Here is a 14714-nt window from a genome sequence, read left to right on the forward strand (position 1 = left end):
GGAATTATTCCATGAAAAAGTTCATTCTTTCGTTCACGACCGTCATCGTTCTTTCATTCGCGGGCCAGGCATTTGCTGGAGCAGGCCATAGCCACGGTGTTTCAGAGCCTATCTCCAAAGTACAGGCAACGCAGAAAGCCGAGGCCATAAAGCAGCAACTGGTTGGCTCAAATCAGGTGTCCTCCGAGTGGCGAGGTGTTGGGGCTGGTAGCCCACAGCAGCGTTCTACCTCGGCAGATAACCTTTGGGTTGTTGAGTACGCCAATCCACAGGCCGCTGATGAAAACAAAGCCAAGCTGTTCGTGTTTGTGGATGAGGACGCTTACACATAGGGCTGGGTCTGGCAGAAAGCTTTGGCTACGGCTGGTACGTGGCGTTAATTTTCGGCCCCCTCTACAACTTCTTTGCCGTTCGTATCAATCAGCGGAAATGAGCGGAGACCATGGCTAGCACGCCGCGGGCATCGTGCTATCTCACGACTCAAGCAATACGCTTTCCTGCTTTGGAACTATGATTATCACCAGCAGCCCCACAACCGTGATCGCAATTCCCGTAATTTCCACGGTACTGAATGTCTCATCAAAAAATAGAGTCCCGATAAGTAACCCGAAGATCGGTGTCAGAAAAGTAAAAGGATTGAGCTTATTTAACGGTGCTCTGGCAAGAAGTGCATACCAGAGCACTACCATTAACGCCGTTGCCGGGACTGCAAGCACGAAGACAGCGCCGGCAAATGACCATGTCCAGTCAACCTCAAAGCCTTCCCCCGCCAACAAAGAAGCCAGAAACAGAAATACCGCCCCCATTACGAGCTGGATCCCCATAGGCCAGTACACATCCCCGTCGCCGGCCTGAAGTTTCAACAGAACATTCCCAATGGCCGTCCCAACGGCCCCGCCAAGTACATAGAGCGCGCCGATCGAACGATCTGCACCAACGTCAAAACCGGGTAGAGCAAGAATAACGACCCCGACAAAGCCAATGAACAAACCCAAATACAAACGAACAGTAATGACTTCCTTGAGCACAAAAAGCGACAGTATCGCGGCGAAAAGAGGTTGCGCATTCGCAAGCACAGTTGCGACCCCTGGCCCTACATCACTTGCTCCGAGGAACATACCGCCAAGCCCCATTCCGGTGTAACTGAAACCGATCAGCGCAAGCATCATCAAACCCCGAAGCGAATAATGGGGCATTCGCCCCATTTTCATTCCTACAACAATTAAACACCCTCCCGCCAAAAGGGCTCTTATAGACGCGAACAGCAAGGGGGGCGCATCCGGCAAACCAACCGTTATGAACGGAAAGCAGATGGCCCAAAGAATCGCAACGACCACCATTCCGATGATGGTCTGTAATGAAAGTGATTGGTTTGCCATTGCGTTATTTTTTACCCTTAATCGATATCTGATGGCCTATACCTTCTAACGAAATTTCATCAATCACTTTGAGGGACTCTGAGTCGAGCACCCAAAGCTTGCTCTTGGTGCGACTGGTAATCAGCAGCTGGCCATTCCGGGGGGATACAGCGAGGTGATAAGGTGCCGGCGCCAATGCCGCGCTTTGGCGAGTTCCGCTGGCCAGATCAATCCGAACGACCCGATTACTCCCCTTACTGGTTGCGTAGAGTACCTGGCCGTCTTCGCTCAAACCAACGCCATGAGGTTCCTCCCCCACTTCGTAAGTTGCCGTCACCGTGCCGCTCGAAAGCTCGACGACAACAACTTGGCCGGATGTAACATTGTTGACATAAAGCCGCTCGTTGTCGGGGGCGAGCACCATATGTTCCGGACCACCACCCACCCGAAGGTTACGCTTGACGAACCAGTGTCCGGTGTCCACTTCGCTGATTGTGTCATTACCGCTATTGCTGACCAGAAGAGACTGACCGTCGTCCGTTTCCACCATGTAATTAGGGGCAGGTCCTGTCGCCACCGTTTTAACCAGCTCTCCGGAATCCAGATCAACAACACTGATACCGCCACCCATGGGATGAGTGGAAACGGCATAGCGACCATCCGAGGTCACCAGCACATGATGCACCGGCCCTGGAACCTCCAGTTTGCGAACAATCGCATTCGTTTCAGTGTCCACCACATAGAGCAGTCCGGCATTCGATTCTTCCGATGTCGCAGCAGCGCCACCGCCATGATGGGTGGCGTGTTCATCTTCGGTTACACCTTTCGGCCGGCTGACAGGCTCCTCGCTTTCATGGGTGGTTAGACTGCCTACAATCAGGTACCGCCCGTCTGGGGTCAGTGCGGAGCCGTGGGTATTCACCGTTCCGGTAATTGACGACGTCATCTGACGACTTTCCAGATCAATAACGCCCACCGAATCGGCCACCCCCATGGGAACAAATGCCCGGCTAGTGCCCGCAGCCGCTATCAGCGAAAAACTCATCGTAACGCTGATGGTCAGCGCAACAAGCCAGCGTTTGCAAAAATGATGTTTCATCGCGTCACCTTTTGGATAGGAAGATTTCAATAAAATTAGCCCTACCCACTGGCAAGGGTTGCGACCGTGTGTGGTCATCACCTAGCAGTCGAACACACAAAACTGAATCAGGCCTGAACACAGCCGTTAAACATGTATTTTCTTGACCAGAATCAAGGCCAAAGATATGAAGGGTTATCGAGCAGAGATCGCTCGCCGGCAACTGCAGGAGAAAAAAAGGCGGAACACTCATGCAGAGTGTCCCGCTTTTTATGCGATCAATCTTGGCTAGCGAACCTAAAGATGAACCTCGCCTCGCAGAGCAACAACTTTTTTTTAGGGGATTCGGACAACCGCGTACCCCTGCATCTGATAGCCGATGACCGAGACGAAACCATTATCTACCGGGTCGATCTCCGGAATGATCGTCGCCTCATCTACACCCATCCCTTTCAAAGCGAAACGGCAAACTTCCAGCGTCACTCCGTCCTTCTTCATCTGTTTAAGAGTCGCCTGGAATTTCTGTACCTCGACCAGTTCTGCCTTATTAAACGGTGCGCTGTCAGTCGAGAGCAGTTTCACCACCGGCCCGTGAAAAACGATGGCGATGTTGGGATCTTTCGCGAGCGCCTTCACTTCAGGTGCTTCGTAGGAGTTCTTTATTACCAAGAAAACGGGGTTAACGACCTTGGGATCACCTTGGCTCACCTCGTAAACAGCGTCATAGTTTTTAACGCCCTTCAGAGCATTGTCGTACCCGGCTGCTCCTGCAGGTAGAGACATCAGGGCCATATAGACGGCCGCAAAGAAGATGCGGGGAATTCGGCGAAATATGCTTCTATAATTGATGATCATGACAAATCTCCTTGAGGGATAGGAACTTGTTTTTTGTTAACCAACTCATAAAAATCCTCCAAAATCTAAAATACTTTCTCCAAACTAATACAGGTACGATATATCTTAAATGGTTCAGTTAGGAGCAAGTTGGGATTCTAGCAGTCCAACACACGAAGCTGAAATAGACCTGAAAAAAGTTGCCAAACGTGTACTTGTTTGACGAGGATCAAAGCCGAAACTACAGTCCGAACAACTTACTTACACTACGGGCTCCAAATGGAAGACGTGACTCAGGAAAACCAACGAATCACCAATACTCACGCAGACCAGCTCAACCGACAGTGCTACTGCGTCACTCTTGACCGCAAAGCGCTCAACGAGAGTCTCCTGAATCAATTCGTGGGCGCAGGACACGAAGCATCGGCGACCCCCGAGCTTGATCATCTTTTTTCAAACACACCGGTTTTCGTCCCCCAAGCTGACATAGAGTCGATGGAACGGATCGTTCAGGCGATCGAATCAGCTGCCGAACTTCCGTTGTATCGGGAGCGCGCGCTGTCCTGGGCGCCAGAAATCGCAGGCTTCGATCCGGGCCCCATAGGCGCCTTCATGGGCTATGACTTTCACCTGGGTCCCGACGGCCCTCAATTAATCGAGATCAACACCAATGCCGGCGGCGCGTTTCTGAATACGGTACTGGCCCGGGCTCAACATCGATGCTGTGACCCATCGCAACAGACCGCAGCCACCAAGCAGGCGCTGGATGGATTTGAGGACGCAGTGTTCACCATGTTCAAACAAGAGTGGCAAAAGCAACATGCTGACTCCATGCCCAGCCGCTTGGCCATCGTGGACGATGCCCCGGAGACTCAGTTTATGTTCCTGGAATTCAAACTGGCCCAAACGCTGCTCCAGGCCAGAGGCATTGATACCTTGATACTTGACCCATCGGAGCTTGAGTATGTCGATGGTGCATTGACAGCACAGGGCAAGCCCATCGACTTGGTGTACAACCGGCTAGTGGACTTCGCACTGGACGCCCCGGCTCATGAGGCGCTAAGGCGCGCGTATCTCGACGGCGCGGTGGTGGTAACCCCCAACCCCCGTGTGCATGCGCTCATGGCGGACAAACGAAACCTGATTCTGCTGTCCGATCCCCAGACCCTGCGCGACTGGGGGCTGAGTGATGCTGATGCAAGATATCTTGAGAGCGCCGTGCCAAGGACCCGGCTGGTGTCAGCAAGCGACGCGGCAGCACTTTGGAGTGCCCGGCGTGAACTGTTCTTCAAGCCGGTTGCTGGTCATGGCAGCAAAGGTGTCTACCGGGGCAGCAAGTTGACCCGGCGCGTTTTCGAAAACATTCTTAAAGGCGACTATATCGCACAGAACTTCGTTCCCGCTGGGGAGCGAAACATGAAAATTGACGGTACCGTCACCACCAGAAAAGTCGACATTCGCCTTTACACCTACGCGGGGAAAAGTTTGCTCGCCGCTGCCCGTGTGTACCAAGGCCAGACCACCAACTTTCGTACGCCTGGAGGTGGCTTTGCGCCCGTGTTTCAGCTGTGACTGTCTGCCTCTGATATCTCACATCAGGTGCTTGCTCTATGAAAAAGGGTGCCTATACTTTTTATACTCAAATCGAAAGAACCTCTCGATCATAAAATCGTTGTAACCCTTACGGAACGTTCCGGCGGGAGAACGTTGCTTGTCGACGTTATCAGAGGAGATACCGCATGTCATATTGGCGCTTCTTCGGCATGATCGCCGCGTCCACATGGCGTTCTATATGGGCGCCGCAATGGCTGTCATCATGCTGACCTTTATGCTGAGAATGTACACAAACAAGACCGTTAACATGGCTATTTTCGCAGGTAGCGCTCTTGTCTTCGCCGGCGCACTGTTTCTGTTCCGCAGCCAGGATTTCATCGAAGATAAGGCCTGGATGAAGGCGATGATCCCGCACCACTCCATCGCAATTCTCACCTCTCGCCGGGCCGAAATCACCGATCCGCGAGTGGCGAAACTGGCCGAAGCGATCGTATTGGCACAGGACCGCGAGATTTCCGAGATGCGGTTCTTAGTTGAAGACATCGACCGCAATGGCAAAGCCGGCGCCGACGCGGCCCTCGGGCAGTCGAACGAACAAGCCCGGGTGGAGGCCGTGGCTGAAGCGCTGGCCACACCCGTTATTGCCGGCATTCGCCCGGCTCCTTTGACCGAAGCCGAAATTACCCGTGCTCTTGGCAAAGCCGCGACCTGTCGGTTTGACCGGGCTGTTGACGCCGACCCGATTCTGGCGACAGTGGATGGACGAGGCGTTGCTAAGATTTCCAGCTCGCTGATCCTGTTGGAAGGTGACAACACGACGATGGAGGCCGAAGGTATCCGTCTGACGTTGACGCCCCCGAAACCGATGCGGGCGAAGGTGCCGATCTGATCTTTGATCTGATGACCGAGCCGCCGCTACGCGTAGGCTTCGGCGGCTACTGGACCTGCAACTGAAGGAGGCTTTATGCCCAACGATACTCAGATGAAGAAGGCCGTCCTGTACCGGATGGTTATGCCTGGGCATACCTGCCCTTTTGGCCTGAAGTCCAAAGACCTGCTGGAGCGTGAGGGCTTCGAGGTTGAGGATCACTCTCTGGAGACTCGCGAAGATACCGACGTCTTCATGCGCGAGCATGATGTCAACACTACGCCACAGACTTTCATCGGCGATGAGCGGATCGGCGGTTATGAAGACCTTCAGGTCCATTTCGGCAAGAAAGACCCGGAGGCGGACGACACAACCTATCAGCCGATTATCGCGCTGTTCTCGGTTGCGGCGTTGCTTGCGCTGGCTTTCGCCTGGGTTGCGCTACCATCGGTGTTCGCATGGCAGACGCTGGGATGGTTCATCTCGATCTCCATGGTTCTGCTGGGTCTACAGAAGTTTAAGGACATCGAGAGCTTCTCAACGATGTTCCTGAACTACGATCTGCTGGCGAAGCGCTGGGTGCGCTATGGCTATGTCTATCCGTTCGTCGAGACGGGCGCGGGCCTTCTTATGACGGCGACGATCCTGCCGTGGCTGTCGATCCCGGGCGCGCTTTTTATCGGCACGGTGGGCGCGGTGTCGGTCATCAAAGCCGTTTATATCGACAAGCGTGAGCTGAAGTGCGCCTGTGTCGGCGGCGATAGCAACGTTCCACTGGGCTTCGTCTCCCTGACCGAAAACCTTATGATGGTCGGCATGGCGGTGGTGATGACCATCGTAATCTTCACCTAGTGCCGTCCAGCCATCCGGGACGCGGACGTTGATTTTTCTGGAAACGTTCCGGACGAACGTGGTTGTCGCTTTGCTCGATCTACTCGCGTTCGGTGCGCTTCGAAACCAACCACCCAAGAAACATCCATCTTGTGGAATAGGCCAGCAACATTGGCAAGACTACCCACTGGGCGAGCGGCAGTATTCCTGTGCCGGTCACAGCAAGTTGGGGCATTTGTTCGTTGTAGCTCCACCGCTGTCCGTCTCCGGTCGCCCAATACTCAAAAACGATCGTCACGATCAGCCCGACGCAGAGATAGACCAACAGAGTCGACCGGCTCCAGGATTTCGCCACCCAGAACCAATCCCGGGATACACATGCCGCCATCGTGTAAGCGCCAAAGGCTATATTCGCATCTCCGAGGGTCGCACGGGTGCAGAGCCAGACTACATCCCAGTGACGCGCTTCCGCCATACCAAGGAAAAACGGTACTTGTGCCATTTCCCAGAAAAAATGCAGAAAGAAGCTTACACCCCAGACCATCAGAGCGAGCACGGCTGCGGCCCCTGGCCGGCGCGAAATCTTTAGAAAAACCATTGCACCTCCAACAGAGCCAGCGGCTTCCGACATGGATCAAGTCGCCAAACAATACCTTTCGAATTTTATCGGAATGCGCGGAAAACCTCGGCCTTCAGGCCGGGGATGAATAGCACGGACACCGCAGGTGTCCCTCTCGTTAGCAACATTCTCATTCCGGCGTTTGCTGCTGCTCAATGTACTGGCGAATAATACTAATGGGTGCACCACCACAACTGCCAGCGAAGTAAGACGGCGACCATAAGGCATTACCCCATAACTTTTTCTTAAGTGTCTCGTACTTTTTCTTCCCTAAAAACGCAATGCCGCCCGTGCCTAATATCATTGTTTTTTTCCATGGACCAACCATAATTGAGCTATGAAACGCCTTCAAGCATTCAAATTTCAGATTGAACCAAACGGTGAGCAAATCCGCGCCATGCGTCAGTACGCGGGTAATGCTCGCAAGATTTGGAATTTGGCTTTGAATCGTCAGCAAGAGCTACATACTGCCGGTGAAAAATTCACCAACAGCTTTGGCATGAATAAATGGCTGCCAGCGTGGAAGCAGGCATTCTCGTACTTGTGCGACGCTCTCTGACGGCACGATGTTCGAGCCGGTCAATGCGCTGCGTACCCGCGCTGCGAAGATGGCAACGTATCAGCGACGCATGAGCCGCAAGGTCACATTCAGCCGCAATTGGAAAAAGGCGAAGGCCCGTATCACCCAGTTGCATCAACGGGTTGCTCATACCCGCAATGACTTTCTCCACAAGACCTCGAACATCATCAGCAAAAACCACGCGATGGTCGTCATCGAAGATCTGAAAGTCACGAATATGAGCAAGTCAGCAAGCGGCACACTTGAGGCACACTTGAGGCACCAAGGCGAAGCGTAAACGCCAAATCCGGCCTGCGGTCATATTTGTGCAGAGAATTGCAAGACTCAATCGCAATTCGAATGTGTCGAATGTGGGTATGCTGAAAATGCAGACCTCAACGCCGCAATCAATATTCTAAGGGCAGGTCATGCCCGGTTAGCCTGTGAAGTGAACGGTGCGGTAATGCCGTCAGCAACAGGAACCCACCGAAGCGACTCAAGGATGGCTCAATGCCACGCCTGAGCGCAGTAGGAATCCCCCTCTTTCAGGGCGGGGAGGATGTCAATACGTTTCAGTTTCGGAGAGTTAACCGCACAGATTGAGGACATCTGCGCACGCGTCGGGATTGAACCTGATGGTGAACATTCTATAATCGAAACCGACGCCACAGCCATCTGGGCCGCTTAAGCCCAGAGGCTTTCGAGACAGCTTCAGCGTGAGGCTTCGAAGTGTCCAGAAAGCTCGGGCATTCCAGATGATCGTCCATGTCAGAAAATTATTTCGAGCGGCCTTGCAACTCCTGCTGATGCTCCAGCATTTGCTCCATCATCAACTGCATCTGATCCATGCGTTTTTCCATAAACTGGAAGCGATCCTCCGGTTTAATTGCAGGTTGGGCTTGACTGGGACTCCCCTGCATACCTTGATTATTCATCATTCCCTCGCCTTTCATCATTCCTTGGCCATCCATCATGCCCCGGTTGCCCATCATACCGCCCCGCATCATGCGCATCTGCTCTTGCATACGCTCCATATGCTCCTGCATGAGCTCTTGATGGTCTTGTCCGGGATTTTGCCGCATCTGGCCGGTCATATCCTGCATGCGGGACATATTCTGCTGCATTTCCTGCGTTTGTTCTGAAGACATCATCATGCCACCGGACCTCTGCTGGTTATCTGAACCCTGCGCCCAGACAAACGGTGCGGCCATAATCAACGAGATTGCGATTACTTTGGTGAAACTCTTCATAGCGAAGCTCCTTAACGAGGTCGATTTGCGACATATCCAGTTAACTGCATCCACCTGAATTGGACCTGAATTTATGTTCAAATCAACCTCTCGATTGCTGTACATCAATTTTTTTGGCTGGTCGATTCAGCCGTCAGATTGCGTTGATAACTTCAGACAGCGTGTCTCTCACCTCACCCGCAACCTGCTTGAGCTGCTCATTGTCGATTGCGCTCATGGATGAAACGGGATCAACCGCACTGACTTCAACACCCTCGGTTGTCTCGCGAAGAATAACGTTGCATGGCAACATTGCTCCTACCCGAGGTTCTACGCCGATCGCTTCCCAAGCCATGTTTGGATTACATGCACCGAGAATTGTGTAGGCGAGCATATCCTTGTCCAGTTTCTTTTTCATGGTCGCCTTGACGTCTATTTCCGTCAAAATCCCAAAGCCCCGATCGGCCAAGGCCTTTCGGGTTCGTTCATCCACTTCAGCAAAGTCGGCATTCTGAATAACGCGATCCATTGTATAAGACATACACATCTCCTTTTTCGAGGGAGGCTCCATCAGCCTAGTCGTCTGATAGTTTCACTACCCTCAATCGTAGGGCATTCGTAATGACGCTTACCGAAGACAGCGACATTGCCGCAGCCGCAATGATGGGCGACAGCAGGATGCCGGCAACTGGGTACAAGACCCCCGCCGCAATCGGTATTCCCGCGGCGTTGTAAACGAACGCGAAAAACAGGTTCTGCCGGATATTGCGCATGGTTGCCCGCGACAACTTCCGGGCTTCTACAATGCCCATCAAATCGCCGCGCAACAGCGTAATGCCCGCGCTTTCAATAGCCACGTCAGTCCCGGTACCCATGGCAATGCCAACATCTGCGGTGGCCAGGGCTGGTGCATCGTTCACACCGTCACCTGCCATCACAACAATGCGACCTTCGTCCTTCAGGCGCTGAATGATCTTGCCCTTGTCTTCCGGCAGTACTTCCGCTTCCACTTCATCAATATGGAGCTTGCGGGCCACGGCTTCGGCGGAAGTCCGGTTGTCTCCGGTCAGCATCACCACCCGGATACCCTCCTTCTGCAGAGCGGCTATTGCCGCTTTCGTGGTCTCCTTGACCGGATCTGCAATCGCCAGCAAACCGCATATTTTTCCATCCACGGCCGCAAAGATAACGGTAGCACCGTCTTTTCTCAGCTGGTCCGCCTCTTCCTCAAAGGCGGAGGTATCGACGCTTTCTGATTCCATCAGCAATCGATTGCCAAGCAGAACTTTTTTGCCATCGATTTTTCCGGTGACACCTTTACCGTTCGGGGAGTCGAAATCCTCAGCGTCCGGCAATTTCAACTCCATGGTTTTGGCTTTTTCGAGAATGGCATGAGCCAAAGGATGCTCACTGCCCTTCTCCAGGCCGCCGGCGTATCGCATCAAGTCCTCATCGCTGAAACCGTTTGCCGAAACCAACTTCGTCACCTGAGGTTTGCCCTCGGTCAGGGTGCCGGTTTTATCCACCACCACCGTGTCGACTTTCTCCATGCGCTCCAACGCTTCAGCATCCCGGATCAGGACACCGCTCTGGGCGCCGCGTCCAACGCCGACCATGATCGACATGGGGGTTGCCAAACCCAGTGCGCAGGGGCAGGCAATAATCAACACGCTGACCGCTGCAATAAGCCCGAACGCCATGGAGGGTGGCGGCCCGAAAATGGACCAGACGACGAAGGCAATAACGGCGATGACGATGACCACCGGAACAAACCAGCCAGCCACTTTGTCTGCCAGGCCCTGAATCGGCGCACGACTGCGCTGCGCGCTGGCCACCATCTGGACAATCTGGGACAGCATGGTGTCGCGCCCCACTTTGTCGGCGCGCATGATGAAGCTGCCCTGCTGATTGATGCTGCCGCCAACCACCTGATCGCCCGCCTTTTTGCTGACCGCCAAAGGCTCTCCAGTCACCATGGATTCATCCACATTCGAGCTACCTTCAAGGACTTCGCCATCCAGTGGCACCTTGTCGCCAGGGCGAACCCGAAGACGGTCGCCGACTTTTACCTGGTCGAGCGACACATCGGACTCGTCGCCTTCATCATCCAGCTTTCTCGCGGTTGCGGGCGCGAGATCAAGCAGGGCCTTGATGGCGCCGGAGGTCTTCTCCCGGGCGCGCAGTTCCAGTACCTGCCCAAGCAACACCAGCACCACAATGACGGCAGCGGCCTCGAAATACACGGCAACCGAACCATCCGCCTGCCGGAAGGCATCCGGAAAGATTTGCGGCACCAGGGTAGCGACAAGGCTATAAATCAACGCGACGCCAGTGCCAATGGCAATCAGCGTGAACATATTCAGATTTCGGCTGAGGATCGATTTCCAGCCGCGAACAAAAAAGGGCGCGCCGCACCAGACGACTACTGGCGTGGCCAAAACCAACTGAATCCAGTTGGAGATTTGCGGCGACACAATCTGGTCAATCTTGAAAAAGTGGCCGCCCATTTCAAGCAAAAAAACAGGAAGCGCCAGAGCCAGACCGATCCAGAACCGACGAGTCATGTCCGTGAGTTCTTCGGAGGGTCCGTCGTCAAGACTTATTTCTTCTGGCTCCAGGCCCATGCCACAGATCGGACAATCTCCCGGGCCTTGCTGGCGAATTTCCGGATGCATCGGGCAGGTGTACATGGTGCCGGGTGCTACTGGCTCTGCCGGCTCCCTCTTATCACCCAGGTACTTGTCCGGATCGCCTTCGAACTTCGACTGGCATCCAGACGAACAGAAATACCAAGTTTTACCTGCATGCTCGCTACGATGCTTTGCTGTATGGGGGTCTACCGACATCCCGCAGACAGGGTCTTTTGCCGAATGCTCTTCGTGGTTTTCATGTCCGTGATGGTCGTGCTGGTGTTCACTCATTCTGTGCTCCTGTTTTATTCGCGGGCCAATCGGCAAAAGCGATAAAATACAACAACGCCAGATTGACCATCGGAATCAGCATCAAGAACCCCAACCAGCCCGGATATCCCGCACGCTGGCATATTCGCCAGACCGGTATGACGACTACAATCGCAATCACCAACATCCACAGCCAGTGCCCGGCCCACATGGTGTTTCCAAACATGTTCTCGTCCATCATGGTATTTCCTCCCTTTCAAATTGTAGACATTAATGGCGAGAACTGGTTGTGCTATTTTTTGACGACATAATTTGACCATCCTTTTTTGGTTATCATCTTCAATCCAGAAGGCCCGATTTAAAATCTTGTATCTGGATCAAGTAGGGACTCATACCGTGTTGTCATCATTGCTGGCTCGCGAGGCAGCAGCGAGTTGGCGCCAGCTGCCCCAACGAGGGATAAACATCGGTACTTGCCGCGTATAGTTGCGATAAGCGTCTCCGAACTGCTTCAGTACTTGCTGCTCCTCACGTCTAGCCAGCCAGGTGTAGACCAGCACGATCACCGGAAACAGGCCTACCGAAAAGAGCGTTGGCCAATGCACCACGCCTTCTCCAAACAGAGCAATAAACAGCCCTGTGTACTGGGGATGCCGCACATACGCATACAACCCGTCTGTTACCAGGCAATTTTCCCCTCGCGCCTTGTGAACCTGGCGCCACCCCTGAATAAAGAGCCCTATTCCGGTAAATGCGATCCCGTAGCCAAGCAACATTGAGACAAGCATGCCGGTTTCGCCAAGCCCAACCAGGGTCGACCATAGACTGGCGCTAACATACTCGCTGTCCAGACCAAAAAAGCGCACTAGCAGATAGATAGTGAGCGGAAAACCGTACATTTCGGCATAAAGCGCGATGATAAAGGCCTGCACCACACCGGCACCGGCCCACTCTCGCCAGTTCTTTGGCGCAAAATATCGATAAAAAAACCAAGACACCAAAACGATAACGATCAGTGTAATGCCCCAGGCTCCAGCGTGGTTGAAGGACTCATTCATAAATCGTCCATCCGGCCAACCTGACTAGCCAGGCGCTTCGATTCGTTTATTTCCATCGTCAATAGTGACTCCATTAGCTCTTTGACCTCCGGAATCTCTGCTTTCCCGACCAGTGTTTGGTAGAGATCGATTATTTGATCGTGAAAATCGAACACCTCACGGCAGATACCGTTGAAATCAAGCGTTGCATAGGGCTCGTCACAGGTTCGGTGAGTTTTAATGGGGTGCTCCAGCTTTGTCAGCTGGCCAGTCCGAAAACGCAATCAAGTACAAGACAACCAGGTTCACCATGGGAATAAGAATCAAAATTCCCATCCAGCCCGAGTAACCGGTACGCTGACAGATTCGCCAGGCTGGTATAACAACAACAATGGCAATGACCAGCATCCATAGCCAATGCCCGGCCCACATGGTGTTTCCAAACATATCGCCGTCCATCATGGGATTACCCTCCGATTTACACTGTGAGTATCAGTGATGGTGTGCATTAGACTCATCACTGTTCATCGCCTTACGTCTGGCGGAAGACTTCAGGAATATCTGCTCGGCAACCGCAATAACAATCATCGTGATCACCGACACACCGATCACAAAGGGGTCCGAGTTCAGTTTCACCCAAACAAAGCCGCCAAGAACCATCAGATCCAGACCGATCGCCACGGCGGGCACCCACCTCTTCGCCTTCACATCCTGATACAGGTAGCGCAGCACACCCCAGTGAATCGAGATGTCCATAATCAGATAAAAGATAATACCGAGGGCCGCAATCCGTGAGAGATCAAAAAAGGCGGTCAGAACCAGGCCCAGCACCACGGTATAAACAAGCGTGTGTTTCTGGATGCTACCCGGCATACCAAAGTGGCTGTGGGGTACCAGTTTCATCTCAGTCAACATGGCCAGCATGCGGGAAACCGCAAAGATACTGGCAAGAATGCCCCCAGCGGTCGCCATCATGGCAATCGCCACGGTGAACCACAGACCATAATCACCCAGTGCCGGACGTGCTGCGGCAGCCAGGGAGTAATCCCGGGTTTCGATGATTTCGGCGAGGGACAGATTGCTTGCAACGGCAAAGCCCACCAAGGTGTAAATAACCACGCAGGCGGCAATGGAGATCACAATGGCGCGACCAACGTTACGCTTCGGGTCTTTCACCTCGGCGCCGCTGTTGGTGATGGTGGTAAAACCTTTGAAGGCCAGAATGCCGAGGGCCGTCGCACCCAGAAAATTGCCTACAACGCCGGTTTCGCCGCTGCTGGAAAAGTCGACCGCAAGGCTGTCGGCCAACCATACGCCCACCAGCCCGAAGGCCAGAATGCCACCAATTTTCAGGACACCAATGAACGAAGCGACGCCCTGAATCCAGCGATTGCCCAGCAGGTTGATCATGAATGCCGCCAAAATAAGCGACACGCCCAGTATCGGCACCATGCGACCGCCTTCATCACCCCCGAACAGCTGCATGGTGTAGGACCCAAACGTGCGGGCCAGAAAACTCTGGGCAATCACCATCGAGAAATACATCAGTAAGGCATTGAACCCCGTCGATAAGCGATCGCCGTAGGCTTTGTGCAGATACATGCCAATCCCACCCGCTGACGGGTAAGCATTGGAGATTTTGATATAGGAATAGGAACTGAAGGAAATGACGATCGCGGCCGCCAGAAAAGCCAGCGGAAAAAGTGCACCAGCCATTTGCGCCATTTGTCCGGTAAGCGCGAATATGCCGGCGCCAATCATGACACCGGTACCTAGCATGACCGTTCCTGGCAGCGTCAGGCTGCCTTCCTGATAGCGCGAGGTTCTATCCTGGTTCTTGCTCATGC

At 53.6% G+C, this 14714-nt stretch carries 19 protein-coding genes and 1 pseudogene; 7 read left to right on the forward strand and 13 right to left on the reverse strand.

Annotated elements, in window-relative coordinates; all coding sequences use genetic code 11:
• The first annotated feature begins 11 nt into the window (after positions 1–11).
• Positions 12–332: a DUF6488 family protein gene (locus tag ATG98_RS18450; RefSeq protein ID WP_098418471.1), complete on the forward strand. Its 321-nt coding sequence runs from the start codon at positions 12–14 to the stop codon at positions 330–332.
• A gap of 141 nt (positions 333–473) precedes the next feature.
• Here the strand turns inward: ATG98_RS18450 and ATG98_RS18455 are convergent, their stop codons facing one another.
• The 3 genes from ATG98_RS18455 to ATG98_RS18465 all read right to left on the reverse strand — a co-directional run bounded on the left by ATG98_RS18455 (position 474) and on the right by ATG98_RS18465 (position 3291).
• Complete coding sequence (locus ATG98_RS18455) at positions 474–1379, reverse strand: DMT family transporter (RefSeq protein ID WP_098418472.1); 906 nt, start codon at positions 1377–1379, stop codon at positions 474–476.
• Between the two features lie 4 nt (positions 1380–1383).
• Positions 1384–2457, reverse strand: a complete 1074-nt coding sequence (locus ATG98_RS18460) for a YncE family protein (protein ID WP_098418473.1) — start codon at positions 2455–2457, stop codon at positions 1384–1386.
• 315 nt (positions 2458–2772) lie between these two features.
• Positions 2773–3291 (reverse strand): DsrE family protein, encoded by a 519-nt coding sequence (locus tag ATG98_RS18465; RefSeq protein WP_098418474.1) that lies wholly within the window; start codon positions 3289–3291, stop codon positions 2773–2775.
• 258 nt (positions 3292–3549) lie between these two features.
• Here ATG98_RS18465 and ATG98_RS18470 point away from each other — a divergent pair, with 258 nt between their 5' ends.
• From ATG98_RS18470 to ATG98_RS18480, 3 genes are all read left to right on the forward strand, one after another.
• Complete coding sequence (locus tag ATG98_RS18470) at positions 3550–4842, forward strand: hypothetical protein (protein ID WP_098418475.1); 1293 nt, start codon at positions 3550–3552, stop codon at positions 4840–4842.
• Between the two features lie 139 nt (positions 4843–4981).
• Positions 4982–5713 carry a DUF305 domain-containing protein gene (locus tag ATG98_RS18475; protein ID WP_228706205.1) on the forward strand — a complete coding sequence of 244 codons (732 nt, stop codon included), beginning with the start codon at positions 4982–4984 and terminating at the stop codon, positions 5711–5713.
• Between the two features lie 75 nt (positions 5714–5788).
• Complete coding sequence (locus ATG98_RS18480; protein ID WP_179888214.1) at positions 5789–6544, forward strand: MauE/DoxX family redox-associated membrane protein; 756 nt, start codon at positions 5789–5791, stop codon at positions 6542–6544.
• 79 nt (positions 6545–6623) lie between these two features.
• On the opposite strand, the gene ATG98_RS18485 is transcribed toward ATG98_RS18480, so the two are convergent.
• Both ATG98_RS18485 and ATG98_RS22560 read right to left on the reverse strand, forming a co-directional pair.
• Positions 6624–7079, reverse strand: coding sequence for a hypothetical protein (locus ATG98_RS18485; RefSeq protein ID WP_228706206.1), 456 nt, complete (start codon positions 7077–7079; stop codon positions 6624–6626).
• Positions 7080–7272: 193 nt separating this feature from the next.
• Positions 7273–7470 (reverse strand): transposase, encoded by a 198-nt coding sequence (locus tag ATG98_RS22560; RefSeq protein WP_416376585.1) that lies wholly within the window; start codon positions 7468–7470, stop codon positions 7273–7275.
• Positions 7471–7539: 69 nt separating this feature from the next.
• On the opposite strand from ATG98_RS22560, the gene ATG98_RS22565 reads away from it, so the two are divergent.
• The 3 genes from ATG98_RS22565 to ATG98_RS22575 are packed head-to-tail and all read left to right on the forward strand — an operon-like array spanning position 7540 to position 8224.
• The gene (locus ATG98_RS22565) at positions 7540–7701 is read left to right on the forward strand and encodes a helix-turn-helix domain-containing protein (protein WP_267283868.1); all 162 of its coding nucleotides are present in this window, start codon (positions 7540–7542) and stop codon (positions 7699–7701) included.
• 7 nt (positions 7702–7708) lie between these two features.
• The gene (locus tag ATG98_RS22570; protein WP_267283852.1) at positions 7709–7999 is read left to right on the forward strand and encodes a transposase; all 291 of its coding nucleotides are present in this window, start codon (positions 7709–7711) and stop codon (positions 7997–7999) included.
• A 24-nt stretch (positions 8000–8023) separates the two neighbouring features.
• A complete protein-coding gene (locus ATG98_RS22575; protein WP_228706285.1) occupies positions 8024–8224 on the forward strand; it encodes a zinc ribbon domain-containing protein in 201 nt (66 codons plus the stop codon).
• A gap of 253 nt (positions 8225–8477) precedes the next feature.
• On the opposite strand, the gene ATG98_RS18500 is transcribed toward ATG98_RS22575, so the two are convergent.
• The 8 genes and pseudogenes from ATG98_RS18500 to ATG98_RS18535 all read right to left on the reverse strand — a co-directional run bounded on the left by ATG98_RS18500 (position 8478) and on the right by ATG98_RS18535 (position 14712).
• The gene (locus tag ATG98_RS18500) at positions 8478–8951 is read right to left on the reverse strand and encodes a hypothetical protein (RefSeq protein ID WP_098418477.1); all 474 of its coding nucleotides are present in this window, start codon (positions 8949–8951) and stop codon (positions 8478–8480) included.
• A gap of 133 nt (positions 8952–9084) precedes the next feature.
• Positions 9085–9471, reverse strand: a complete 387-nt coding sequence (locus ATG98_RS18505; protein ID WP_098418478.1) for a DUF302 domain-containing protein — start codon at positions 9469–9471, stop codon at positions 9085–9087.
• Positions 9472–9505: 34 nt separating this feature from the next.
• Positions 9506–11851 carry a heavy metal translocating P-type ATPase gene (locus ATG98_RS18510; protein ID WP_098418479.1) on the reverse strand — a complete coding sequence of 782 codons (2346 nt, stop codon included), beginning with the start codon at positions 11849–11851 and terminating at the stop codon, positions 9506–9508.
• Positions 11844–12071, reverse strand: a complete 228-nt coding sequence (locus ATG98_RS18515) for a hypothetical protein (protein WP_098418480.1) — start codon at positions 12069–12071, stop codon at positions 11844–11846. The genes ATG98_RS18510 and ATG98_RS18515 overlap by 8 nt, the downstream gene beginning before the upstream one ends.
• Positions 12072–12219: 148 nt before the next feature.
• Positions 12220–12888, reverse strand: a complete 669-nt coding sequence (locus ATG98_RS18520) for a methyltransferase family protein (RefSeq protein WP_098418481.1) — start codon at positions 12886–12888, stop codon at positions 12220–12222.
• Positions 12885–13115: pseudogene (locus ATG98_RS22580) on the reverse strand (ATPase); the annotation flags it as partial. The gene ATG98_RS18520 and the pseudogene ATG98_RS22580, both read right to left, overlap by 4 nt.
• Complete coding sequence (locus tag ATG98_RS18530; protein WP_098418482.1) at positions 13105–13329, reverse strand: hypothetical protein; 225 nt, start codon at positions 13327–13329, stop codon at positions 13105–13107. The gene ATG98_RS18530 and the pseudogene ATG98_RS22580, both read right to left, overlap by 11 nt.
• Positions 13330–13359: 30 nt before the next feature.
• The gene (locus tag ATG98_RS18535; RefSeq protein ID WP_098418483.1) at positions 13360–14712 is read right to left on the reverse strand and encodes an APC family permease; all 1353 of its coding nucleotides are present in this window, start codon (positions 14710–14712) and stop codon (positions 13360–13362) included.
• Positions 14713–14714: the final 2 nt, after the last annotated feature.

It is taken from the genome of Marinobacter sp. LV10R520-4, assembly GCF_002563815.1.
Classification (GTDB): domain Bacteria; phylum Pseudomonadota; class Gammaproteobacteria; order Pseudomonadales; family Oleiphilaceae; genus Marinobacter.